22 protein-coding genes and 2 tRNA genes are annotated in these 24,217 nt (G+C 56.6%); 8 read left to right on the plus strand and 16 right to left on the minus strand.

Going from position 1 to position 24,217, the window contains the following annotated elements:
- Positions 1 to 20: 20 nt before the first annotated feature.
- The 3 genes from DNI29_RS21060 to DNI29_RS21070 form a co-directional block, all read right to left on the minus strand.
- Positions 21 to 1,112, minus strand: coding sequence for a PAS domain-containing sensor histidine kinase (locus tag DNI29_RS21060; protein WP_110980120.1), 1,092 nt, complete (start codon positions 1,110 to 1,112; stop codon positions 21 to 23).
- 190 nt (positions 1,113 to 1,302) lie between these two features.
- Positions 1,303 to 1,376 (minus strand) — tRNA-Asp (locus tag DNI29_RS21065).
- Between the two features lie 408 nt (positions 1,377 to 1,784).
- Positions 1,785 to 1,858, minus strand: a tRNA-Asp gene (locus DNI29_RS21070).
- A gap of 254 nt (positions 1,859 to 2,112) precedes the next feature.
- Between DNI29_RS21070 and DNI29_RS21075 the strand changes: the two genes are divergently transcribed.
- The 5 genes from DNI29_RS21075 to DNI29_RS21095 all read left to right on the plus strand — a co-directional run bounded on the left by DNI29_RS21075 (position 2,113) and on the right by DNI29_RS21095 (position 6,210).
- Positions 2,113 to 3,060: an acetyl-CoA carboxylase carboxyltransferase subunit alpha gene (locus DNI29_RS21075; RefSeq protein WP_110980121.1), complete on the plus strand. Its 948-nt coding sequence runs from the start codon at positions 2,113 to 2,115 to the stop codon at positions 3,058 to 3,060.
- Positions 3,061 to 3,179: 119 nt separating this feature from the next.
- Positions 3,180 to 4,031, plus strand: a complete 852-nt coding sequence (locus tag DNI29_RS21080; protein ID WP_110980216.1) for an MBL fold metallo-hydrolase — start codon at positions 3,180 to 3,182, stop codon at positions 4,029 to 4,031.
- A 108-nt stretch (positions 4,032 to 4,139) separates the two neighbouring features.
- Positions 4,140 to 4,904 (plus strand): patatin-like phospholipase family protein, encoded by a 765-nt coding sequence (locus DNI29_RS21085; RefSeq protein ID WP_110980122.1) that lies wholly within the window; start codon positions 4,140 to 4,142, stop codon positions 4,902 to 4,904.
- A 94-nt stretch (positions 4,905 to 4,998) separates the two neighbouring features.
- Positions 4,999 to 5,568 carry a 1-acyl-sn-glycerol-3-phosphate acyltransferase gene (locus DNI29_RS21090; RefSeq protein WP_110980123.1) on the plus strand — a complete coding sequence of 190 codons (570 nt, stop codon included), beginning with the start codon at positions 4,999 to 5,001 and terminating at the stop codon, positions 5,566 to 5,568.
- Between the two features lie 87 nt (positions 5,569 to 5,655).
- Complete coding sequence (locus DNI29_RS21095; protein WP_110980124.1) at positions 5,656 to 6,210, plus strand: hypothetical protein; 555 nt, start codon at positions 5,656 to 5,658, stop codon at positions 6,208 to 6,210.
- Positions 6,211 to 6,295: 85 nt separating this feature from the next.
- Here DNI29_RS21095 and DNI29_RS21100 read toward each other — a convergent pair whose 3' ends face one another.
- Both DNI29_RS21100 and DNI29_RS21105 read right to left on the minus strand, forming a co-directional pair.
- Positions 6,296 to 6,958, minus strand: coding sequence for a DUF4159 domain-containing protein (locus DNI29_RS21100; protein WP_438834634.1), 663 nt, complete (start codon positions 6,956 to 6,958; stop codon positions 6,296 to 6,298).
- A gap of 247 nt (positions 6,959 to 7,205) precedes the next feature.
- Complete coding sequence (locus DNI29_RS21105) at positions 7,206 to 7,913, minus strand: 16S rRNA (uracil(1498)-N(3))-methyltransferase (RefSeq protein WP_110980126.1); 708 nt, start codon at positions 7,911 to 7,913, stop codon at positions 7,206 to 7,208.
- A 256-nt stretch (positions 7,914 to 8,169) separates the two neighbouring features.
- On the opposite strand from DNI29_RS21105, the gene DNI29_RS21110 reads away from it, so the two are divergent.
- A complete protein-coding gene (locus DNI29_RS21110; protein WP_110980127.1) occupies positions 8,170 to 8,562 on the plus strand; it encodes an SPW repeat domain-containing protein in 393 nt (130 codons plus the stop codon).
- Positions 8,563 to 8,609: 47 nt separating this feature from the next.
- Positions 8,610 to 9,692, plus strand: a complete 1,083-nt coding sequence (locus DNI29_RS21115; RefSeq protein WP_110980128.1) for an SDR family oxidoreductase — start codon at positions 8,610 to 8,612, stop codon at positions 9,690 to 9,692.
- A gap of 124 nt (positions 9,693 to 9,816) precedes the next feature.
- Here DNI29_RS21115 and DNI29_RS21120 read toward each other — a convergent pair whose 3' ends face one another.
- A complete protein-coding gene (locus DNI29_RS21120; RefSeq protein ID WP_162303693.1) occupies positions 9,817 to 10,602 on the minus strand; it encodes a S1/P1 nuclease in 786 nt (261 codons plus the stop codon).
- 281 nt (positions 10,603 to 10,883) lie between these two features.
- Positions 10,884 to 12,497, minus strand: coding sequence for a phosphoenolpyruvate carboxykinase (ATP) (gene pckA, locus DNI29_RS21125; RefSeq protein ID WP_110980130.1), 1,614 nt, complete (start codon positions 12,495 to 12,497; stop codon positions 10,884 to 10,886).
- Positions 12,498 to 12,750: 253 nt separating this feature from the next.
- Here pckA and DNI29_RS21130 point away from each other — a divergent pair, with 253 nt between their 5' ends.
- Positions 12,751 to 14,175 (plus strand): peptide MFS transporter, encoded by a 1,425-nt coding sequence (locus DNI29_RS21130; RefSeq protein WP_110980131.1) that lies wholly within the window; start codon positions 12,751 to 12,753, stop codon positions 14,173 to 14,175.
- Between the two features lie 354 nt (positions 14,176 to 14,529).
- On the opposite strand, the gene groL is transcribed toward DNI29_RS21130, so the two are convergent.
- From groL to DNI29_RS21175, 9 genes are all read right to left on the minus strand, one after another.
- Positions 14,530 to 16,167 (minus strand): chaperonin GroEL, encoded by a 1,638-nt coding sequence (gene groL, locus DNI29_RS21135; protein ID WP_110980132.1) that lies wholly within the window; start codon positions 16,165 to 16,167, stop codon positions 14,530 to 14,532.
- Between the two features lie 39 nt (positions 16,168 to 16,206).
- On the minus strand, positions 16,207 to 16,497 hold the full coding sequence (gene groES / locus DNI29_RS21140; RefSeq protein WP_045687497.1) for a co-chaperone GroES: 291 nt from the start codon (positions 16,495 to 16,497) through the stop codon (positions 16,207 to 16,209).
- A gap of 330 nt (positions 16,498 to 16,827) precedes the next feature.
- Positions 16,828 to 17,226, minus strand: a complete 399-nt coding sequence (gene secG / locus DNI29_RS21145) for a preprotein translocase subunit SecG (RefSeq protein ID WP_110980133.1) — start codon at positions 17,224 to 17,226, stop codon at positions 16,828 to 16,830.
- Positions 17,227 to 18,630 carry a DUF8458 domain-containing protein gene (locus tag DNI29_RS21150; protein ID WP_110980134.1) on the minus strand — a complete coding sequence of 468 codons (1,404 nt, stop codon included), beginning with the start codon at positions 18,628 to 18,630 and terminating at the stop codon, positions 17,227 to 17,229.
- A gap of 126 nt (positions 18,631 to 18,756) precedes the next feature.
- Positions 18,757 to 19,290 (minus strand): LPS assembly lipoprotein LptE, encoded by a 534-nt coding sequence (gene lptE / locus DNI29_RS21155; protein ID WP_110980135.1) that lies wholly within the window; start codon positions 19,288 to 19,290, stop codon positions 18,757 to 18,759.
- A complete protein-coding gene (locus tag DNI29_RS21160) occupies positions 19,271 to 20,599 on the minus strand; it encodes a sigma-54 interaction domain-containing protein (RefSeq protein WP_110980136.1) in 1,329 nt (442 codons plus the stop codon). The genes lptE and DNI29_RS21160 overlap by 20 nt, the downstream gene beginning before the upstream one ends.
- Before the next feature lie 45 nt (positions 20,600 to 20,644).
- Positions 20,645 to 21,061: a hypothetical protein gene (locus DNI29_RS24280; RefSeq protein WP_123823355.1), complete on the minus strand. Its 417-nt coding sequence runs from the start codon at positions 21,059 to 21,061 to the stop codon at positions 20,645 to 20,647.
- 42 nt (positions 21,062 to 21,103) lie between these two features.
- Positions 21,104 to 22,564, minus strand: a complete 1,461-nt coding sequence (miaB, locus tag DNI29_RS21170) for a tRNA (N6-isopentenyl adenosine(37)-C2)-methylthiotransferase MiaB (protein WP_110980217.1) — start codon at positions 22,562 to 22,564, stop codon at positions 21,104 to 21,106.
- Positions 22,565 to 22,808: 244 nt separating this feature from the next.
- Positions 22,809 to 24,080 (minus strand): anthranilate synthase component I family protein, encoded by a 1,272-nt coding sequence (locus DNI29_RS21175; RefSeq protein WP_110980138.1) that lies wholly within the window; start codon positions 24,078 to 24,080, stop codon positions 22,809 to 22,811.
- Between the last annotated feature and the right edge of the window lie 137 nt (positions 24,081 to 24,217).

Raw genomic sequence — 24,217 nt, forward strand, 5'->3', positions numbered from 1 at the left:
CTACCAGCCAGGTACCTTGGCTACCCTGGTAAAACCGGCAGGGTAATCAGGAAGGTGGTACCCTCGCCTTCGCGGCTTCTCATCGAGAGGGTGCCTTGGTGTAACTCAACCAACATTTTGCAAAGCGAAAGGCCCACGCCCAGCGTGGGCTCACCGCGCAGGCCCGGCCGCCGTGCCCGCGTAAACCGCTCGAATATATAAGGTTGGAGCTCTTCCGGGATGCCAATGCCGTTGTCGCTGAAAGTCAAATGAGCTACTGCGCCCCGGAGCACCACCAATTGGATGGTCAGGTGGCCGCCATCAGGAGTGAACTTGAGGGCATTACTAAGCAGGTTCGTGACGACCTGCAAAAACTTATTGACGTCTATGGCTACGTAAATGGGGTAGGAAGGCAACTCCAGCTTCAGGGTATGAGCGGCCAGAGCCTCTGCGCGGGGGTAGTCCTGCACTGTGCGTCGCAGTCGTTCGCCCAGCTCCACCCGTTCCAGGTTCAGCACCACAGCGGCCGAAGCTTCAATTTCCTCGTCAACAAATTCCCGCACTAGGCGGGTACCTTCCTGGGTCCGGCTCTCAATTTGCTTCAAGCCCTCTACCAGCCGGGCCTGGATGTAGCCATTTACCTCATCCGCCGCCTCCCAGCGTAAGCCCTGCGAGAGAACCAGCGTATCAGATAAGTCCACGGAAAGAATTTCGAGGATGGTGTTCTTGCGCGCGTTGAAGCGGTCGGCGTGGGCTTTGTAGTGTTTGGCCACAGAAACATCGCGCACTACCCCGCCCACCCAGCCCGGGCCCGTTTTATCGGGGTAGTAGCTGGGAGTAAGCTGCAGCCACTGCTCGGGCTTATCCGGCAGTTGCAGCCGGAACGACACTTCTTCGTGCAACTGATCTTGCCCCCATCTTTCCCAGCAGGCTGCCAGGTAGCCCCGGTCGTCAGGATGAACCCGGTTCAATAGCGCGGGCAGTTCATTATTTACCTGCTCTTTCTGGCCACCCAACACCCATTCATACGCGGCATTAATAAACACCACTTGCCCGTGTTGCAGATCATAAATGAACTGGATATGCGGACTCGTGTGGGCCTGTTCCAGCAGGAAAGCGCCAAGATCTAACATTGTACAATCCCGGACGGGCCTTGAAATGACTTGTTTCTAAAGGCGTACGCACACCATGACAAGTAGTTAGTAGCGTCCGGGTTAGAGGATGAGAATCTGCCGGGTGGCTTATGGGTCGCGTAACTCAGGGCGAAACCAACCCGAGATAAAAAGCAAAAGCCTCAGCATCAAGTGATGCTGAGGCTTTTTGCGGTCCGGACGGGACTCGAACCCGCGACCTCCGCCGTGACAGGGCGGCATTCTAACCGACTGAACTACCGAACCAGTTTACTCTAACTGAGAAGCCGTGTGCTTTCCGTTATTGTGATGCAAATATAGAAGGCCGTTTTTGACTGTGCAAACAAAAAAGTTGCTTTACTAGGCCAGGAAGGGCGTTTTTGTGGGGTAATGTTCTGTTGATAAACAGGATAGGCGGCAAAAATATTTTTTCGCCGGACTGCAATTCAGGCCAAATGAAGGGGCAAAGCAGCGCAAGATGGGGGCAAGGAGGGTTCTTAGGGTTTGCCGCCGCGCAAGGGGTAGGGGGGCAACTGGTAGTACCTGGCTTCTTCAAGCAACTTGGAACGGTGCCAGCAATAAGTACCGCTGGCGCTCTGCACCCAGCCCACGCACGCTTCAAGCCGAAGGGCGAAAAAAGCAAAAGGCCCTCCAGATTTCTCTGAAGGGCCTTTGCGGTCCGGACGGGACTCGAACCCGCGACCTCCGCCGTGACAGGGCGGCATTCTAACCGACTGAACTACCGAACCAGGTTGTTCTACTTCGCTACCCGAGTGGCGTTGAAGTGGTGCAAAAGTAGATGGCTGGATTGGACTGCGCAACACCTGGGGCAAAAAAAGATGAAAAAACAGGCCTGCAGATTTGTTTTAGGCTGTTGCTCAAGGAGAAAAAGTTTTCAAAAAATCGGCAGGGGCGGGTCGTGGGCTGTGTCAGCCTCGTCACTTACCTTTGCTATCTTCTCATTCCCCCTCGCAACCTCCTTAACACGCACCCTGCCGTGGCAATGCTCCTCGATTTCGAACAACCAATTGCCGCTCTCGAAGGCAAGCTCCGTGAAATGCAACAACTGGCTCTCGACAGCCAGGTAGATGTATCGGAAGCGGTAACGGCCCTCGAAGCCAAAATTCAAGCCCTTAAGAAGGAAACCTACCAGAACCTGACCCGCTGGCAGCGGGTGCAGCTCTCGCGCCACCCCGACCGGCCCTACACCCTCGACTATATTGAGGGCATGACCGAGAAATTTATTGAACTCCACGGCGACCGGACCGTAGCCGATGATAAGGCTATGGTGGGCGGCTTCGCCGAGCTGGATGGCCGTTCGGTGATGTTTATTGGGCAACAGAAAGGCCGGAACACCAAGCAGCGCCAACTGCGCCGCTTTGGGATGCCCAACCCTGAGGGCTACCGCAAGGCCCTGCGCCTGATGAAGCTGGCCGAGAAGTTTGGCAAGCCCATCGTAACCCTGATTGACACGCCCGGCGCTTTTCCGGGCCTGGAGGCAGAAGAGCGCGGGCAGGGCGAGGCTATTGCCCGCAACCTCAAGGAAATGTTCCTGCTGAAGGTGCCGGTTATTTGCATCATTATCGGCGAAGGTGCTTCGGGCGGTGCCCTGGGCATCGGTATCGGCGACCGGGTGCTGATGCTGGAAAATACCTGGTACTCTGTTATTTCCCCCGAAAACTGCTCTACCATTCTGTGGCGCTCCTGGGATTATAAGGAACAGGCCGCCGAAGCCATGAAGCCTACCGCCACCGACATGCTCAAGGCCGGCCTCGTAGATGGCATTGTGAAAGAGCCGCTTGGGGGTGCCCACACCGATGTGCCTAGCATGGTCAACACCCTGAAACAGACCATCATTCAGACCCTGGATGAGCTGGAAGCCCTTTCGCACGAGGAGCGCATCAGCCAGCGCATCGATAAGTTCTCGAACATGGGCGTGGTAGTAGAGTAGAAAGCTCCGCTATTGCTTCCTGAAAAGCTCGTCATGCTCCGGCCTCGCTCAGCATGACGAGCTTTTTTTATTTTTCGCCCCTGATTTCCTACCCTTTTCAGTTCAATCAACCCCACCCCATGACCCTGCATACCCTCGATACCGGCTTGTTTAAGCTTGATGGCGGCGCCATGTTTGGCGTAGTGCCCAAAAGCATGTGGCAGAAGCTCAACCCCGCCGACGAAAACAACATGTGCACCTGGGCCATGCGCTGCCTGCTAATTGAGGACGGCGGACGCCTAGTGCTGGTTGACAATGGCATCGGCGACAAGCAGGACGAGAAATTTCGGGGGCATTTTTACCTGCACGGCGACGATACGCTGGAAAAGTCGCTGCGGCAGCGGGGCTTTACCTCGTCCGACATCACCGACGTATTTCTCACCCACCTGCACTTCGACCACTGCGGCGGCTCAGTAGTCCGCACCCCCGATGGCAAGCTGGAGCTGGCCTTCCCGAACGCTACCTACTGGAGCAACCAAAGCCACTGGGACTGGGCCGTGACCCCGAATCCGCGCGAAAAGGCCAGCTTTCTGAAGGAGAACATTCTGCCCATTCAAGAAAGCGGCCACCTGCGCTTTATAGATGCTGCTGCCGGCGCGGTGCCAGCGGAGCTTTCGTGCTTTCGGGAAATCATCTTCGCCGACGGGCACACTGAGAAAATGATGGTGCCCGTGCTGAACTACAAAGGCCGCACGCTAGCGTTTATGGCCGATTTGATGCCCAGCGCGGGCCATGTGCCGTTGCCTTACGTGATGAGCTACGATATGCGGCCCCTGGTAACGCTCGATGAGAAGGAGCAGGTGCTACGCCGGGCGGCTGATGAGAATTGGGTGCTGATTCTGGAGCACGACGCCAAAACTGAGTGCATCACGCTGCAGCACACCGACAAAGGCGTGCGCGTAGCCGACCGGCTAACGCTGGCCGAGCTGTAAGGGAACTTCGGAAGTGAGCCCCATGCCCTGATGTCCTCAACGCTTAGCGGGCTCGTCCCGTTAGAGTGTCGGTAGGTACATTATTTCCTCTCATCAGTAGTTCATGTTATGCTCGGATTAGCCCTTTCCGGCGGCGGCGCGCGGGGTATTGCCCACTTGGGAGTGCTAGCAGCCATCGACGAGCTGCAGCTCCCCATTGGTCAGCTGGCGGGCGTGTCGTCGGGGGCTATTGCGGGCACGTTTTACGCGGCAGGTGTGCCCCCACGCGAAATTCTGCGGCTGTTTCAGGAGGTAAGCCTGGGGCAGGTGGCCCGCATTGCCTTGAGCAGTCGCGGCTTGCTGCACATTGATGGGGTAGGGAAATTGTTTGAGCAGCACCTGGGCTCCGGCGCCACCTTTGAGCAGTTGCGCCTACCCCTCACGCTGGTCGCAACCGATATTCTGGATGGGGAATCGGTGCATTTTTCGGAGGGCCCCCTGATTCCGCCTTTGCTGGCTTCTTCGGCCGTGCCCGTGCTCTACCGGCCGGTGCAGTACCAGGGGCGCCACTTGGTTGATGGCGGCTTGCTCAACAACCTCCCGGTGGAGGCCCTGCTCGGCAAGCCGGGGCTACAGGTGGTGGGAGTGCACTGCAATCCGCCCCACCGCGAGTCGCGCATTACGACCCTGCGTGGCATTGTGGAGCGCACGCTGAATTTAGCAGTGGGAGCAAATACGCTCCCGAGCAAACAGCGGTGTGCCCTGCTGCTGGAGCCCCCAGAGCTGGGCGGATTTCGCATGACCCAGTATAAACGCGCCCCGGAGCTGTTCGATATCGGCTACCGCTACACCATGAGCTGCGCCTCGGAGCTGGAAGCACTGCTGCAGGATTAGTATGACCAGCACGCGAGGTGTGGCGCTTCCGTAGCATTTCTCTAGCTTTGACTTTTGGTAGCTTTTCTTTTCCCGCTACCTCCTTATTAACCGCATGGCTCGCAAGACCTCTACTTTCTGGTATCTGTTTTCAAAGTTCTGGTTCTGGATTACCGGTTGGCGCTTGGGCCCGCAGGTGCCCCCAAACATCAAGCAAAGCATGATGATTGCGGCCCCGCACACCAGCAACTGGGACTTCATGTTTGCCCGCGCTGCCTTCTTTCTGATGGACGTGGATGTCAAGCTCACCATCAAAAAAGAGTGGACCACCATTCCCGTACTAGGCGCGCTGGTGCGCAGCCTGGGGGGCCTGGCGGTGGACCGCAGCAAAAACAACAGCCTCGTAGATGGCATGGTGCAGCTCTTTAGGGAGCGTGAAGAATTGGTCATTCTTATCACCCCGGAAGGAACCCGTAAGTACCAGCCCAAATGGCGCAAAGGGTTTTACCACGCGGCCATGGGCGCGGGGGTACCTATTCTGCTGGGCTACCTCGATTACAAAAACAAGGAAGCCGGCGTTGGTCCGGCCTTTTGGCCCACCGGCGACTACGAAAAGGACCTGGAGGAAATTAAGGCCTTTTACCGCACCAAGCAGGCGCGCTTCCCCGATCAGGGGGTTCGATAGCCCAGCAGGGGTAGGGAAATTCCTGCGTTTACGGCGCTATTTCGTAGCTTGAACCAACCCGAATTATTTTCCTACCCCTGATTCTCTATGGAAAAGCTGCAAACCCTGGCCTGGATTCTGATTGGCCTGGCGGTATTCATCTGGCGGATGGTGCAGAAAGCCCGTGCCACTACGGCCCAGGAGCAACGGGAGCGAAAATTCAGCCGGCCCGATAGCAACGGCCGCCCGCGCCCAGTAGCGCCGGGGCTACCGGCTACCTCGTTCGAGGAACTGCTGCGCCAGATGCAAGCCCAGAACCGTACCGAGCAACCAACTGCAGAACCCGCCGAAAGCAAAGAGGTAACGCCCGCGGGCCGGTCTGTGCCCAGAGAAACAGCCCCAGCTGCCCGCAGCTTGGAAGAAACGAGCCGTCCGGCCCGCTCCCTGGAGCAAACGGCCACAGTTCGTTCGTTGGAAGCGCCTGTGCGTCGGGCGCGTCGGGCCGCCACCCTACCGCGTCCTACTGCGCAAATCCAACCCGAGTATCAGTCGCGCGAGCAAATCCGCCCAGAAACGTCTTCCTCCCTGGCCGACCGCCTGCGTAACCCGGCCGATGTACGAGCTGCTTTTGTGCTGGGCGAAATTCTGCAGCGTAAGTTTTAGTTAGTAATGAAACAAAGAGCGGGGCATTGGGCCGGCGCTAACTACGCCGGCCCAATGCCCCGCTCTTTGTTTCTCATGTACTCCTTTAGTCCTGCGTAAGGGCGTAGGTGACAAGGTTAGCCCCCATCTTCAAAGCCGCCTCGTGGGTAGCAGGCGTGTCTTCGGGGTAGGTGCCGAGGTCTTCCCAGCCATTGCCCAGGTCGCATTCGTAGCTGTAGAAGCATACCAAGCGGCCCTTATAAAGCAGGCCGAAGCCCTGGGGGCGCTTGCTGTCGTGCTCGTGCACTTTGGGCAGTCCGCGCGGAAACTGAAATTTCTGATGATACACCGGGTGAGAGAAGGGAAGCTCCACGAAGTCCAGCTCTGGAAAAACCTTCTTCATCTCGGGCCGGATAAACTTGTCGAGCCCGTAATTATCATCGATGTGCAGAAAGCCGCCCCCGGTGAGGTAGCGCCGCAGGTTCCGGGCCTCCGTATCGGTAAAGGATACGTTGCCGTGGCCCGTCATATGAATGAAGGGGTAGGTAAGCAGCTCCGGCGAATCGAGCTCCACGGTAGCTTCTTCGGGGTCGATGTTGGTTTTAAGAGCCTGGTTACAGAAGCGAATAAGGTTGGGCAGGCTGGTTTTATTGGCGTACCAGTCGCCGCCCCCGCCGTAGTGCAACTTGGCAATACGGAAGCTGGGCGCTACCGGCATGGCGGCCGTAAGCAGCAGCAAAACCAGCAGAGCCGATAGAAGTGACTTCATCATACCGTAAAGATGGGCGAAAAAGCGAAGAGGAACTGTTTGGTATAACGGATGAGCACCGGCAGGAGGTTCCGGCTTGGCGAAGGGGTAGGAGGTGCTATTGCGCAGATATTGTTGCGTGCAACAATGCCCTTACTAGCCTCATCACTCCAAGCATAATATCTTCTAACATATCAACCTTCGTGTTATAAATAACACCCAACGCAAGTACCTAGCAGAGGAAATCAGTACTCCACAAGGTGTCTTCTTATGTCAGTTCTCTGGCTACATGCACGGTATGTACAGCGGCCAGAGCGGCTGTTTCTGTGCGGAGGCGGGAGGTGCCCAGTGTTACGGGCCGGATACCGCACGCAAAAGCAGCCTCGATTTCCTGGGGAGTAAAGTCGCCCTCCGGTCCGATGAGGATGCAACAGCTTGCTCCCAGAGCCGCCACCTGTGAAAGCGGAGTTCGTTCACCGTCTTCTAAGTGCGCAATAAAGGTGGTTTCGGGCGTGATGGTAGGTAGGAAACGGGCAAAATCGGTGAGTTCCGTGAGTTGCGGCAGCCACGCCTGACCCGACTGCTTTAGGGCGCTGATGGCAATTTTCTCCAGGCGGTCTAGTTTCAGCTCGCGGCGCTCGGAGCGGGCGCAGCGCAGGAACGTCATGGTATCAACGCCAATTTCCACGGCCTTTTCCACTAGCCACTCCATGCGGTCAAGGTTTTTGGTGGGCGCAACGGCTACGTGTACCTGGTAGGGCCGGGGCGGCACCTGCTGCTCCTGCAGAATGCGCAAGCGGCAGCGCTTGGCATCTGGCGCCTCCACCACGGCCTGGTACACGCTGCCGCGTCCGTTCACCAGCACTACCTCGTCGTTGGCTCCCAATCGGAGTACCCGCACGGCGTGCTTGCTTTCGTCTTCGGGCAGGGTGTAGAGGGGCAAGGTCAGGTCGGGGGCGTAGAACGTGTGCGGCATAAGGCAAAGCTACTGCGAATCGGGGAGAGGCTGGGAATGCCCTGAGGCCGCGTGCGTGCGGCAGCCCAGTAAGTAGCTCCCGATAACTACGGGTTTCCGTCCTGATAAATACTGATTCTGGGGGTAGGTAAGGGGCGGCCTGTTTGGTTCTGGCGTAAAGAACGCGTCGCATAGGATTGATTGGCTACACTTTAGCTCAGATGGCCTATGGGCAAGTGGTTTGTAATCATTCAGTCAATTTTCTCATTCCTGCCCCATGAATCAGCCAATTTCCCGAACCCAGCACGGCTTCACCGATTATTCTTACATCCCGACCGTAGCGGCCGCGCCCGAGCTGGTTGGATTCACTGAAGAAAAAACCGCCACTACCCTTTGCCGGGTGCTGGCAGGCAATATTCTGCTGACGAGCCTGTTTACCCGGGCCGAGTGGGGCTTGGTGCGGGTAATTCCGTTTAAAGCTCATTTGGCGGCCGATGCTGTGGTCGGAGCCTTTGCGGCCAGCGCGCCGTGGCTGTTCGGGTTTGCCGAGAACAAGCGGGCCCGCAATACTTTTCTGGTGATTGGTGCTTTTGGATTGATGGCCGGGCTGCTTTCCCGCCCTGAGGAAATGCCGGAGGTAGGCGCAACCTCGGCGCCGGCAAAACAGTAACCTCTACGGTATCTGTGCTCTTTCCCGCGCATCAACCTCAACCACCCATGGCAGTTAAACTCAAGAAACTCAAGGACCAGACCATCGTTATTACCGGCGCCTCCTCAGGTATTGGGCTGGTAACGGCCCGCATGGCAGCCAAGGCCGGCGCCCGCCTGATTTTGGCCGCCCGCAGCGAAAACGCCCTGCGCCAGCTCACCGACGAAATCAACCAGGCCGGCGGCCGCGCTACCTATGTGGTGGCCGATGTCAGCAAGCCAGAGGATGTGCAGCGTCTGGCCCGCGAAGCCGCGCGCACTTACGGCGGCTTTGATACCTGGATCAACAACGCCGGCGTTTCCATCTACGGCAAAATAGAGGAAGTACCCGTGGAGGATATGCGCCAGTTGTTTGAAGTGAACTTCTGGGGGCTCGTAAACGGCTCACTGGAGGCAGCTAAGCACCTGAAGCAGAAGGGCGGGGCCATCATCAACGTGGGCAGCATTCTGTCCGATATTACGGCCATCCTGCAAACTATTTATAGCGCCAGCAAGCACGCCGTGAAAGGCTTTACCGATGGCCTGCGCATGGAACTGGAAATGGATGGGGCGCCCATCTCGGTAACCCTGATTCAGCCGGCGGCTATTGACACGCCGTATCCTATTCACTCCAAGAACTTTATGGAGCGCGAGGCAAAGCACGCGCCGCCCGCTTACGCCCCGGAAACGGTAGCCCGCGCTATTCTGCACTGTGCCGTTACCCCGGAGCGCTCAGTGGTAGTAGGCGGTGGCGGCAAGGCCATGATTGGCATGGAGCACTGGACGCCTGCCCTGCTGGATAAGTTTATGGAGAAATCCTTCTCCAAGCAGGAGAAAGCCGATTACGCCCCGCGCCCCCTGCAGCAAAATGCCCTCGACCGGCCCATGGGTTCCCTGGAGGAGCGCGGTAACTACCCCGGCCACACCCGCGAAACCAGCTTCTACACCGAAACCGTAACGGCTGGCAGCCCGGCCTTGCGCACGGCTTTGCTGGTAGGAGCGGGGGTAGCCCTGGCGGCCTGGCTTGGCGGCAAAAACCGGAACGGCGGCGGCAAGAGCAGCAGCAACGGCAAAAACGAAGAAATCAGCGCCCTGGCGTTCCACGACAACTAAGTCCCGGAGCCTCATGGTTGCGCAGATATAGGTATCTTCTTATCTAACTGACTACTTGATTGATAACGAAAGAGCCCTTTTACCAACTGGTAAAAGGGCTCTTTCGTTGCTAGGAACGGCTAAACTAGCCCAGCGTTTTATTGAGCAGCCCGGCCAGGCGCACACCAGCTTCCACAATACGTTGGCGCATCATGTCGGCGTGGGCGGGGTAGTATTTGTAGTCTACATCAGCACCCATCGGTGTTTCCTGGTAAAGCTTCTCCGACTGCTGGTACGATTCCCACAGCCACTGCTCGGGGGCAGCCGTCTGCATCTCGCGAATCTGACGTCCCCGTAGTTTCTGGTCGTACTGCTGAGCCATTTCGGTGTACGTCAGGCCCTGGTAATCAAGCAGGCCGCTGTCCCAGAGGCTGTGCAGATTAGTGTCGCGGCCGCGGTACTTCAGCTTAATGTCGTTGCCGCCCTTGTCTTCAGCGTGCCCCGTATGCATGGGTTGGTGAATATCACCTACTATATGCACCACAAACTTCAATGCAGCGGCGCGCTCTTCCTTGGTTTTGCTGGCATCGGCCAGAATGCGCATTTGAGCTTCCAGCGCATTGTAGGCGTTGGCCGTGGTCTGAGACTTAACTGCTTGCACGTATTGCTCGCGCGGCAGGCCCGAAGGTGTGTTCACGTAGTGCCAGGGAGCTGTGTCCTTAAACTCAGGGTAGTTGCGGATTTCATCGGGCCAGGTGCTCACCAGGGTCAGGGTTTCAGTGCCTAGCAGGCGCTGCACCTCGCGGCGGGCCTTGCGGCTGAGGTGGTTTTCGGCAATTTTGCCCACGGCCCGGTGGCCATCAACGCCCCAAGCCCACAGGGTCAGCGGCGACAACAGGCACAACAGCAGCGGAAGAAGACGCTTACGCATACAATAGAAAAAAAGGGTGTGTGGCCGCAAAAGTAGCGCGTTTGAAAAGGAATCTGGTACTATTCCGCGTAAACTTACTTCCAGCGGGGAAATCCTCTGCTGCCAGACTTCCTCAACTATGCATACCACAAAAACTGGCGCGGTCAGCCTAATTACCGCGTGTATGGTTAATGGTGGCATTATTTGCGGCAGTTCGGTCACTAAATAGAGGTAGTAACCCACGAAAAAGGCCCGGCCAACCTAAGTCAACCGGGCCTTCCTACAATTAAAATAGCTACCCGCTACACGCTGGCTACTACCTCCGCTTTGGGGGCGCCAGCCAGAATTTCATCTTTGGCGTAATCAGCGTACTTCTTGAAGTTGGCTATGAACTTGTGCGCTAAGTCAGTAGCCGTGCGTTCGTATTCCTCCTTATCGGCCCAGGTATCACGGGCATCGAGAATTTCGGAAGGCACACCGGGCACGGCGGCTGGAATTTCTACCCCGAAGATGGGATGCTTATGAAAGGTCACCTCGTCTAGTTCGCCGTTGAGAGCGGCGGTAATCATGGCGCGGGTGTAGCTGAGCTTCATGCGCGAGCCTACCCCGTAGGAGCCGCCCGTCCAGCCGGTGTTTACCAGCCACACATTCACCTCGTTCTCGTCCATTTTTTGCCCTAGCATCTCGGCGTATTTGGTTGGGTGCAGGGGTAGGAAAACGGCGCCGAAGCAGGCAGAGAAAGTGGTCTGCGGCTCGGTAATTCCCATTTCCGTGCCCGCTACCTTGGCCGTGTAGCCCGACATGAAGTGGTACATAGCATGGCTCTTATCGAGCTTGCTGATGGGAGGCAGCACCCCGAAGGCATCGGCCGTCAGGAAGAAAATATTCTTTGGCGCGTCGGCTACCGCAGGCTCAATGGCATTCGGGATGTAGTTGATAGGGTAGGCCGTACGGGTATTTTCCGTTACCGACTTGTTGGCATAATCTACAGTGTGCGTACCCGGCACAAACCGAGTATTCTCCACAATAGAGCCGAATTTGATAGCATTCCAGATTTCGGGCTCCTTTTCAGCCGAGAGGTCAATGACCTTGGCGTAGCAGCCGCCTTCAAAGTTGAAGATGCCTGCGTCGGGGGTCCAGCCATGCTCGTCGTCGCCGATGAGGCCACGGTTGGGGTCGGCGGAGAGGGTAGTCTTGCCCGTGCCGGAGAGGCCGAAGAAGATAGCCGTGTCGCCCTCCTTGCCCACATTGGCCGAGCAGTGCATGGGTAGGGTTTCACGCTCGTGAGGCAGCAGGTAGTTCAAGACCCCGAAAATGCCTTTTTTCATTTCGCCAGCGTAGCCTGTACCCCCAATCAGAATCATCTTCTTGGTGAAATTCAGGATAGCGAAATTTTTCTGGCGCGTGCCATCTACGGCCGGATCGGCTTCGAAGCCAGGGGCGCAAATGATGCTGAAATCGGGCGTCCAGCTGGTGTCGGCGCCCTCAGAAGGGCGCAGGAACATGTTGTAGCAGAACAAGTTGTGCCAGGCTAGCTCGTTCACTACCCGCAGCTTCAGCTCATAGGCAGGGTTAGCGCCGGCGTAGGCGTCGCGCACATAAATTTCCTTGTCTTCCAGGTACTGCACCATCTTCTGGTGCAATTGGTCAAACTTGTCAGTATCGAAAGGGATGTTGATGTCGCCCCACCATACGCTGTCCTGGGTATTGGCGTCTTTTACGACAAACCGGTCTTTGGGGGAGCGGCCGGTGAAGGCACCGGTATCAGCCATCAGAGCGCCAGTGTCGGTGAGAGTTCCTTCGCCCCGGCGCAGGGCTTCTTCTACCAGTTCGGCAGGGGTGAGGTTGAGGTGTACCCGGGCAGCGTGGGAAATGCCCAGAGGGGCGAGGCGGGCGTTGGCGGCGGAGTCCATCATAGGGCCGAAAACGGGGGTTGGGGTGGGTGGGAAATTGGGGGAATTGAAGAACAAAAGTAGACAAAAACCGGAGGTGGGCACGGTTTTCGACCGAAAAATAGCGAAAATTCGCTACTAGCAGAGTTGAGCTGGCTAGTGACGTTTGCCTAACGAGTGTTAGCACACCAGGGTTAAGAAACTTTTGTAGCTTTACCAACTAGCCTTACAGTTTCGCTGGGGCTTCCTTACTTATCACACCTCTTCCTTCACGTTCATGCAAACAACCTCCGCTGTTCAGGAGCAGCCGATTGCGAAACAGGGCCACCCGCCGGGGCTCTACCTCCTTTTCTTCACCGAAATGTGGGAGCGGTTCAGCTACTACGGTATGCGCGGCCTGCTGATGCTTTACCTGTCGAAAACGGCAATACAGGGCGGCCTGGGTATTGACGCGGCCAGCGCTTCGCTTATCTACGGCTACTTCACGGGCTTTGTGTATCTGACCCCCATCCTGGGCGGGTGGTTAGCCGATAAGTATATCGGTCAGCGCCGAGCTATTCTAATAGGTGGCCTGACCATGGCTGTTGGGCAGTTTTTCCTGTTCATGCAGCCGGCGTTGTCATCGGTTCCCTTCTTTTTCGGACTACCCTGGCCAACGGTTATTGGTCTGCTGCTCCTGATTTTGGGCAATGGCTTCTTTAAGCCGAACATCTCCACCATTGTAGGAAAGCTGTACGCGCAGGGCGACCCACGCCGGGATGCCGCCTTTACTATTTTCTACATGGGCATCAACACGGGCGCTTTTATTGCTCCGCTCGTGTGCGGCTACCTGGCCGAGGATATGTTCGCCACGAAAACAGTGGTTGATGGCGTAGAGCAAGTAGCCAGCTATGGCTTCCGCTACGGCTTCCTGGCTGCTGGTATTGGCATGCTGTTAGGCCAGTTGGCCTTTAACCTGTTGGGTAAGAAATACCTCGGCGACGTGGGTATGTACCCCGAAGGGCAGAACGAAGATAAAACCATTGCCAAAGCTCCTCTTACCAAAGAGGAAACCGACCGGATGGCCGTTATCTTCATTATTACGCTCTTTGTAGTGTTCTTCTGGGCCGGCTTTGAGCAAGCTGGATCCTCGCTCACCCTGTACACTGACAAGTATATCAACCGCGAGGTAGCAGGCTTCCTGATTCCTACCTCCTGGTTCCAGTCCGTAAACGCCGGCTTCATTGTACTGCTAGGCGCGCCCGTAGCAGCTTTGTGGGTGAACCTGAGCCGCAAGGGCAAGGACCTGAGCATCCCCGTAAAAATGGGTTTGGGTATGGTGCTGCTGGGCGTTGGGTTCCTGTTCATGGTAGGCGCAGTGCTGGAGCGCGGCGGCGACGTAGCCGATCAGACTATCAAAGCGAGTATCCTGTGGCTGCTAGCTACTTATTTTTTCCACACTATTGGTGAGCTGTGCCTCTCGCCGGTTGGCCTTTCCATGGTGTCCCGCCTTTCGCCGCCTACCCTCACTTCCATGCTGATGGGCGTGTGGTTCCTGGCACCCTTCGTGGCCCAGATTGCCGGTGGCTACATTGCTTCCTATGTGGAGGAGTTGGGCGCTTTAAAGGTGTTCGGCCTGATTGCCGGCTTTGTAATTCTGGCTGGCCTAATTCTGATTGCCATTGCCAAGAAGCTGTTCTATATGATGCACGGCCGCGGCTAGCTTACGGATTAAAACGGATTTTTCGAATTCTATAGATTTCGTCTTGTTAAACAAAAAGCCCTGCTGGCATTGCTAGCAGGGCTTTTCTTTATAGGTACTCCCTACAGCTCAGGCCATTCCCGGTCCGACGGTAGAGCCCTCCAACTTGTTGGCTTCGTGCTAGGTCTGCTAAGGGTTTAGTGCATGGGAGAGGGGTAGGCGGCGCGGGTGAATTAGGCAGAAGCCTCCAATGCCGGACCGAAATGTGCACTCTCTTCCCACTGTACTAGGCAATAAATAAAAAGCCCTGTTGGCATTGCCAACAGGGCTTTCTTTAGACAAAACGGAATCTGAGAAATCCGTCTTAATCCGTAATTACATCATGCCGCCCATGCCGCCCATGCCGGGCGATACGGCGCCAGCGCCAGACTTCTCATCTTCCGGCTCGTCCGAAATTACGCACTCGGTGGTCAGGAGCAGGCCAGCAATCGAAGCGGCATTTTCCAGAGCCAAGCGGGTAACTTTGGTCGGGTCGAGGATACCAGCGGCCATCAGGTTTTCGTAGCGGTCTTCGCGGGCGTTGTAGCCGTAGTCGGCCTGGCCTTCGCGTACTTTCTGTACTACTACCGAGCCTTCGCCACCGGCGTTAGCTACGATGGTGCGCAGAGGAGCTTCGATAGCCGTACGGATGATGTTTACACCGGTACGCTCGTCACCGTTCAGGGTGTCAACGCCTTCCAGAGCGTCCAGGGCGCGCACCAGGGCTACACCACCACCAGGAACTACGCCTTCTTCTACGGCAGCGCGGGTAGCGTGCAGGGCATCGTCAACGCGGTCCTTCTTCTCCTTCATTTCTACCTCAGTGCTAGCACCGATGTAGAGGATAGCCACACCGCCCGACAGCTTGGCCAGACGCTCCTGCAGCTTCTCTTTGTCGTAGTCAGAAGTGGTAGTACCGATCTGAGCTTTGATTTCGTTTACGCGGCTGGTGATACCATCTTTGTCGCCACGGCCATTCACGATGGTCGTGTTGTCTTTGTCGATGATAACTTTCTCAGCCTGACCCAGGTACTCCAGAGTAGCGCTGTCCAGCTTGTAACCGCGCTCTTCCGAAATTACAGTACCGCCGGTCAGCACAGCAATGTCTTCCAGCATCGCCTTACGACGGTCGCCGAAGCCAGGAGCTTTCACAGCAGCAATTTTCAGCGAGCCGCGCAGCTTGTTTACCACCAAGGTAGCCAGGGCTTCGCCGTCTACATCTTCCGAGATGATAACCAGGGGCTTACCAGTCTGAACAACCTGCTCCAGTACGGGCAGTAACTCCTTCATGGTACTCACCTTCTTATCGTAGATGAGGATGTAGGGGTTGTCGAACTCAGCCTCCATTTTCTCCGGGTTGGTCACGAAGTAAGGAGAGAGGTAGCCACGGTCGAACTGCATGCCTTCCACCGTTTTTACTTCGGTTTCAGTGCCACGCGCTTCTTCCACGGTGATAACGCCTTCTTTGCCTACTTTATCCATGGCGTCGGCAATCATTTTGCCGATTTCCATGTCGTTGTTGGCCGAAATAGCGCCTACCTGGGCAATTTCCGACGAGTTTTCAATCTTCTTGGACTGAGCTTTCAGGTTAGCAACAACGGCAATAACAGCCTTGTCGATGCCACGCTTCAGGTCCATGGGGTTAGCACCAGCAGCTACGTTCTTCGAGCCAGCAGCGTAAATAGCCTGAGCCAGTACGGTAGCAGTAGTAGTGCCATCACCAGCCTGGTCGGCGGTTTTGGAAGCAACTTCTTTCACCAGCTGAGCACCCATGTTTTCAATTGGGTCGGCCAGCTCAATCTCTTTGGCTACCGTCACACCGTCTTTGGTGATGCTCGGCGCGCCGAATTTCTTGTCGATAACCACGTTGCGGCCTTTGGGGCCCAGGGTTACCTTCACTGCGTTTGCTAGTTTGTCAACGCCGCGCTTCAGCTTGTCGCGGCCGTCAGTATCGAATTGGATGTTCTTAGCCATCTTGGGTTCGGGTGTTGGAAATCAGAGAAAGGGAAAAGCTTACAGTACGGCGAAGATATCCGACTCCTTCATGATGAGGTAGTCCTGACCATCGACGGTGATTTCAGTGCCGGCATACTTGCCATACAGCACTTGGTCACCAGCTTTTACCTGCGGCTTGATGGTAGTGCCGTTATCGGCCACTTTGCCTTCGCCTACGGCAACTACTTCGCCACGCTGGGGTTTCTCCTTAGCCGTGTCGGGGATAATGATACCCGATTTGGTTTTCTCCTCGGCAGCAGCCGGCGCAATGATTACGCGGTCAGCCAGCGGTTTGATGCTAAGCGACATATTGTACGTTTTGGTTGAAAGGTTTACTTGAAGTAAGACGGTGACAAGGGTGCTACACTTCCTGTGCCAGCCCCGCTAAACCTGACAGAATTGACACTTTTGCCCTAATTCTGCGTCAGGATTGCATTGCTGGCTGTCAGTCCTGGCAGAAAAAAGTTCCCGCTACGACTAGAGGTTGCGCGGCTGTACGCCCTTTTCGTCGAATAGTTGGCAGTGTGGCATTAGAAAATCAGGGCTTCTTCTTCGAAGGAGGGTAGCAGAACTATTGCGAAACAAAAAAGCCGGTAGCCCCGCGTGGAGCTACCGGCTTCAAGGCCGAAAAGCAATAAGTTATTGTGCTGGTGCCGGTGCCGGGGTCGGCTGAGCAGCCGGAGCCGTAGCAGGGGCCCCAGCCGGAGCGCCCGGAGCTGCCGTGCCCGGGCCAGCCGGTGCCGGCGTAGCGGGAATACGGGTTTCCAGAGCTTTCTGCTGGTTGATGCTGCGAGCTGGGCCCGCCTCGGAGGCGCCGCCTACCACGTGGGTACCAAGGCTAAGTACCATTAGGGCAATAGCGAAGCCCCAAGTTAGCTTTTCGAGCAGGTCGCCGGTGCGCTTCACGCCCATAAGCTGAGCAGCGCCACCTGCGCCAAATTGGCTGGAAATACCGCCACCTTTGGGGTTCTGAGCCAGAACTACCAGCGCCAGTAGCAGGCAGATGAGAAGAATCAGGGCAATAAGAGCGTAGTACATCTACTCCGGGGATTGTTGCAGTTGTTGAATTTGCTCGGCAAAGTACGCCTTTTTTTCTGGCTGTCGTTCCATTAGGCGCTCATATATTTCAATAGCCTTATCCAGTTTGCCCTGCCGTATCATGATTTTGGCGAGGCTTTCAGAGGCCAGGGCGGGCGGCGTGCTGGTGCTACGCACCGATAAGTCGGCCTGTTCTTCGGCCGGTAGCGGCACCCCAACTGGGGTTTTGATGCGCGGCTGGGTTTTGAGGAACTGATTAATCAGATCAAGCGAAGATGCCTGGGGCTTGGGCTTGTTATTCTTCAGATGGGCCAGCAGCAGAGCATCCGGCTCGAAGAAGGCATCCAGCGGCAAGTCAAGAGTGTAGCCGTCATGGGGCTGCAGATCATACCCCAGACGGCTGCCAGCTCCCAGCGCGTAACCTACCTCCTTATCGGCGCGGAAAGGCGCTGAAACCACTGGGAGTGGGTTGCCCGTGTTGCGCAGGGTAGGCAGTTCCTCGTCTTCATCGGTGTCATCCAGCCCGGGAAGGAGGTAGCCTGAAGGAACCGGCAAGGCAGGCTCACTTAACCCGAATTCGAAACGGGAAATACCGGCATCAGCCGGCGGCCGAATGGGCGGGGCCACCGCTGGCAGCAGTTCGGTCTCCGGCTCAGTTTCCTCATCGGAAACTAGTTCCGGCACATTTAGGCCTTCAGAGGGGGTAGGATTCTGATCTGGCTGCGGTACGTCTGCCTCCTGGAAAGGCGTCTGATGTGCTTCAGCTTCTTCTGTCTCCGGCTCCTCAGTAATGGTTTCTGAGGCTTCTGCGGAGGCAGGTGTGGTTGCCACAACTGTAGGCTCCAGCACAAGCGTGTCTTCAATTGAAGTTGCTTCGGTTTCTGGCAAAGGCTCTGCCGTCGGCTCCGTTGTCGGCTCCTCGTGGCTCTCACTAAGTGAGGTAGGTGCCTCAGGCTCTGCTGCGGTAGGTGTTTCAATTACCGCAACAGGCTCTACAACCTGAGGTGCGTCTGGAACAGGTTCAACTAAAGTCGGTTCGCTGCTGGGCTCTTCCGGCGACGTGGCACTGGGGCTGTCAGGCAGGAAGGTAGTGAAAACATCTACCTCAGGTTGGGATACTTGGCTGGCCGTAACTAGGTCGGGAGCCATTGCTACTGCCGTTTCCGTGGTGGCGGGCTGCTCTAGCAGCTGGCGCAGCAGGTTGCGGTCGGCGGCGTAGGTAGCAGCCCGGCGCAGGCGCTGACTGGCCAGCATGCTGCCCCGGTCGTGGGCGGCTTTAGCCAGGAGCACATGGGCCGTCTGACAGTAAGGGAATGCGGCCGCCAGCTGTTCCAGCTCCCGGACTTCGGTATTCGAAATTCCGTTTACATGGTCCAGGATATGCAAAAGCGACGCGCGGGTCATACGGGGAGGGTAAATGGGAAGGAAGATTGGGAGCGAAGGTACTACCCCAGCGCACGATTGCGGCAGAGGATGGGGTAGGAAGGAACCGGTAAGAAGCTTTTCCTGCTGAACCTTATAGTTTTATGTCTACCAGTTGGCTACCGATTTATTGAATGCATCACTGATAATGTTGCGAAACAGCTCACGCAGGGCGGCAGGGTCGTTGTTGATACTAGTGATGTCGCGGGTGGCAGGAAAGGGCCGGGTGGTTTGCAGGGTCTGCTCGAAGTCCTGCTTGGGGTCTTTGGTATTGGTAAACTTTATCCGGACCTGGATGGTCAGCTGGTTGGCGCCGGCCAAATCCTGCCCGTTTTGCTGCTGAATGGCCGCCGGGGCGAAATCGTAGGCAATAATCTGTCCTTCAAACTGCAGGTCGCCGTCGCGCGGGACTAGTTTCAGGGTTGTGTTGCGCTGAAAATAGTCCTTGAAATCCTCGGTGAACCGGGGGGCTAGGAAAGACGGGCCATTGTTGGCGTTGTTAGCAAACGTGGCAATGGAAATTGTTTTTACGGAAGGATCGATATTGGTCCCGGTGAAAGAGTACACCCCGCAACTGCTAAAGAGGGGTAGCAATAGTAGCAGAACCAGCCCGAAAGCCCAATTACGCTTGTTCCAGATCATATTGCTTGAGTTTGCGGTAAAGCGTACGCTCGGAAATGCCGAGGTCGTGGGCGGCGTATTTGCGCTTGTTGTTGTGCTTTTTGAGAGCCTTGATAATCATTTCCTTTTCCTTGGCCTCCAGGGAAAGAGTTTCCTCCTCTGTTTCGTGCGGAATGTCTTCCACCCGCTGCACTTCCTCTTCGTAGTCGGTGGTGTCGTCCATGGATAGGTCACGCGGACTCAGGATATACTCGGCGGGACCAGTTTCCGGGCTAGCGGGGCGTAGGGGCCGCGCCGCGGGGCCGTCGTAGGGAGCCACGCTCAGGTTGTTGAACAGGTGACTGTTCTGGCGCAGCAGCTCCTGAGTTTCCTGGGGGCGCTGCCCGGCCGCGAGGTCGAGGACCAGCTTTTTCAGGTCGGTCATGTCGCGGCGCATATCGAAGAGGACTTTATACAGCAGGTCACGCTCCGAGTAGGCGTTGCCGGCGCCATCGGTGGCGGAACCGGCGGCGCTTACCAGCATGGGCAGGCGGCTGCTCTGGTCGGCGGGCAGGTAGCTGCGCAGGCGGCGCGAATCGACCTCCCGCTCCGTTTCCAGCACCGACATCTGCTCGGCCACATTCTTGAGCTGGCGGATATTGCCGGGAAACCGAAAGCGCTGCAGTTCCTGCACCGCATCGGAGGTCAGGCTGATGGGCTTCACGCGGTAGCGGTCGGCAAAATCCGTAGCGAACTTTCTAAACAGTAGGTAGATATCGTCGCCTCGTTCACGCAACGGTGGAACTGAAATCGGGACGGTGTTGAGGCGGTAGTACAGGTCTTCGCGGAAGCGGCCTTCGCGCACGGCATCCAGCAGATTCACGTTGGTAGCCGCTACTACCCGCACATCGGTCTTCTGTACTTTCGAGGAGCCTACCCGGATAAACTCGCCGTTTTCCAGCACCCGGAGCAGCCGGGCCTGAGTGCCCAGCGGCATCTCCCCAATCTCATCGAGGAAGATGGTACCGCCATTGGTTACCTCAAAATAGCCCTTGCGGGCTTCTTGAGCACCGGTGAAGGAGCCCTTCTCGTGGCCAAATAGCTCGGAGTCAATGGTGCCTTCGGGAATAGCGCCGCAGTTGATGGCAATGAACTGCCCATGCTTGCGGGGCGAAAGAGCGTGGATAATTTTCGAGAATGATTCCTTACCCGAGCCGCTTTCCCCGGTAATGAGCACCGTCATATCCGTAGGAGCTACCTGCGCGGCCACCTGGATGGCGTAATTCAGCGAGGGGGCATTACCGATAATGCCGAACCGCTGTTTAATAGATTGTATTTCGGAAGGAGTCAAGGTCGAGAGTGGGTTTTCGTGGGATAGACGAAAAAGGGTGGTAATTTATTTTTTGATAGGTAGCTTAACCATTGAAATAATCGGCGGCTTCCTAGAAAGAATGTCGAGGCAGCCGTCGTAAGTCATAATACAGTAGTGAGTATAATCAGCAAATGAAACGGCTAAAGTTGCCTGATTGAATAAAGCTGCCCAAGGCGAGCCAACAACAGTATAAGTCCAATATGAACTTACACTGTTGTCTGGTCGATCATATTCATTGGTTTGATAAACAGCTAAATGCGCTTCATCAGCCACTTGGTAAGGTCCAGACTGTTCAAAGCAGAACTCATAAACGGCTTCTCTGTTTGTTACAAAAAAGCAAATCTGTTCCCCCGAATCGAGCAGCCGATGGAAGTAAAGTTCCGATGCTTCCGCGCAGGGAGTATCCCACTTGTGAAGGACCTGGCCTTGTTCATGGCTCATATCTATTCCGAAAAACGAACAACCAAAAACAAGTAACGAAGCCTACAGCGCTTCGCCGAGCAGCGTGTTGGTGGTAGACTCGTGCACGAGCACATCCACGTAGTCGCCTTTCTTGTAGTGCTTCTTGGGGAAAATGACTACCTGGTTCTGGCTGTTACGGCCGCTAAGGTGCTCCTTGCTACGCTTCGAGAAGTTCTCAACCAGCACGCGGTGCACTTTGCCTACCCCCCGCAGGTTGCGCTGACGGCTGTGCTGCTGCTGCAACTCAATTACTTCGGCCAAACGGCGCTTTTTCACTTCCAGCGGAATGTCGTCTTCCAGCTTACGGGCCGCTAGTGTGCCGGGGCGTTCCGAGTAGAAGAACATGTAGGCCATGTCGTACTTCACGTACTCCATCAGGCTCAGGGTGTCCTGGTGCTCTTCCTCCGTTTCCGAGCAGAAGCCGGAAATCATATCGGTGCTGATAGCACAATCTTCACCCAGAATGCGGCGAATAGCCTGCACACGCTCCTCGTACCAGGGCCGGTCGTAGGTGCGGTTCATGAGCTTGAGTACGCGCGAGTTACCACTTTGGGCAGGCAGGTGAATGTACTTGCAGATGTTCTCGTAGCGCGCCATAGTGTGCAGCACCTCGTCGGTGATATCCTTGGGGTGCGAGGTGGAGAAGCGCACGCGCAGCTCCGGGCTTACCAAGGCTACGCGCTCCAGCAACTGGGCGAAGTTGACCTGCTCAGCGCCATCTTCGGAAGCCCACTTGTAGGAGTCGACATTCTGGCCGAGCAGGGTAACCTCCTTATAGCCCTGGGCTACTAGGTCGCGAGCTTCCTGTACAATGCTGTGGGCGTCGCGGCTCCGCTCGCGGCCCCGGGTAAAGGGCACCACGCAGAAGGAGCACATGTTGTCGCAGCCCCGCATGATGCTGATGAAGGCCGTGATGCCGTTGGAGTTCAGGCGCACCGGCGTAATGTCGGCGTAGGTTTCTTCGCGGCTGAGCAGCACGTTTACCGCTTTCTGGCCGCCATCTACCTGCTGAATCAGTTGAGGTAGGTCGCGGTAGGCATCGGGGCCTACTACCAGGTCTACCAGCTTTTCTTCTTCCAGGAACTTGCTTTTCAGGCGCTCAGCCATACAGCCCAGCACGCCCACCAGCAGGCCGGGGTTGCGCTTTTTATGCCCATTAATTTGAGCCAGACGCATGCGCACGGTCTGCTCGGCCTTTTCCCGGATGGAGCAGGTGTTTAGGAGCACCAGGTCGGCGCCTTCCAGCTCCTCGGTAGTATCAAAGCCCTGCTCAAACAGAATGCTCGACACGATTTCGGAGTCGGAGAAGTTCATCTGGCAGCCGTAGCTCTCAATGTAGAGCTTGCGGCTTCGGCCCGTACGGGTAGCCGGGTTCACGCGCACTTCACCCGAGGGTTCGTGCTCGTGCGTTACCGCCTCGACGGTGGGCGTGGGCAAGGTGTTTTTATCGAGGAAGTCGAGGGTAATTAGCGGTTGGGACATGGAAAAGGCCGTAGCAGGCGTCAGCTTCACAATTCGGGGAACGGCAAAGGTAACGCTTTACTACCTAAAATGACAGAATGGCAGGGGTAGGAAGAAAGTGAAATTGTGAGACACTACAGTGGTGGGTTAGCCAGCCAAGCAGCGCCAGAAGGGATTTGTATTGCCAAGGGAGGGAGGAGTGCTGCGAATACATCACCCTTCCAACGCTACCCCTCAAAATCAGCCACACGTCAAATGCGTCATCTCACAATTTTGCTTTTAATACCTCCAGCAGCGCTTGGGCCTTTAACAGACACTCTTCATACTCGCGCTCCGGCACCGAGTCGTGGGTAATGGCCGAGCCGACCTGAAAGGAGAGGTAGCCTGTATCTTGGCGGTACTGCAGGCTGCGAATGACCACGTTGAAGTCGAAGTCGCCGGAGGGTAGTACGTAGCCGATGCTGCCGCTATAGAGGCCGCGGCGGTTGTGCTCGTAGTGCTCAATCAGCTCCATGGCTCTGATTTTCGGCGCGCCAGTCATCGAACCCATAGGGAAAGCCGCCCGCAAGACATCCTCCAACTCTACATCGGGGCGGGCCACGGCCTGCACGGTTGAAATCATCTGCCAGATGTGGCGGAAGGGATAAAGGCCGAACAATTCCGGCACTTGCACGGTACCGGTTTGGGCTATGCGGGCGAGGTCGTTGCGCACCAGATCCACAATCATCAGGTTTTCGGCGCGCTCCTTTTCATCATGAAGCAGGGTCAGGCGCTGTTGCTCGTCGGCAGCGGGGGTAGGCCCCCGGCGAATGGTGCCCTTGATGGGCTGGGAAAGGAGCGTATTGCCCTGCCGCCGCAGAAACCGCTCGGGCGAGGCGCAAAGCAAGTAATGCTCGTGGTGGCGGTAGAAGCCAGCAAAGGGGGTAGGCGATACCTGCTGCAGCTGCAGAAATACTTCCACTGGGCTCAGCTGCACATTTTCGGCGTAAAACTCCTGGCACAAGTTGAGCTCGTACACCTCGCCATCCAGAATATCGTTCTGCACGGCCCGCACGGCGGCCAGATACTCCGAGCGAGGCATGCGCGGGCGAAGTACCGGGGTTGGGGCCGGAGCGGGGGGGAGCACTTGCCACGCCAGAATCTGCTGATAAACGGCAGCCGGATCTGGCGCGTGGATTTTTACCGTGTCTTCCTGCCACTGCAGCCATATTTCAGGAGTGAAAAAGTGCAGGGTAGGCCAAGCCAGCCCAGAAGGGTTATTGCTGTAGAGAGCTTCTACTTCATTTTTAACATCATAAGTGATGAAGCCGCAACGGGGCACCTGTCCCGACTCGGCAGCCAGCCAGGCTCGTAGTTCCGGAAGAGTAGCGGGCGCAGTACTAGCCTCCGCTGCTACGGCTAATAACCGGCTAAACGGCCCACCTGGATAGGTTAGGTCGTTGGGTTCGAAGTAGGCACAATGCGGAAAGCTGGCGGCCCAGTGTAGTGCCCGGGCGCGAAAGTCAGCGGGAAGATCAGTGAGCGAAAGGGTGAGCACAAAGCAAAGGTAGTAGGAGGCGGGTGGCTCCGTCGGAAATCGGTAGCCTCTATAAAGGCAGCTGGTCAAGCGGGGACCTAAGGCAAGCAGGGCACCGTCTGCCCGGCGCCAGACTACAGTTTGCCTACCCCTGTGGG

It is taken from the genome of Hymenobacter sediminis, from assembly GCF_003231285.1.
GTDB lineage: Bacteria > Bacteroidota > Bacteroidia > Cytophagales > Hymenobacteraceae > Hymenobacter > Hymenobacter sediminis.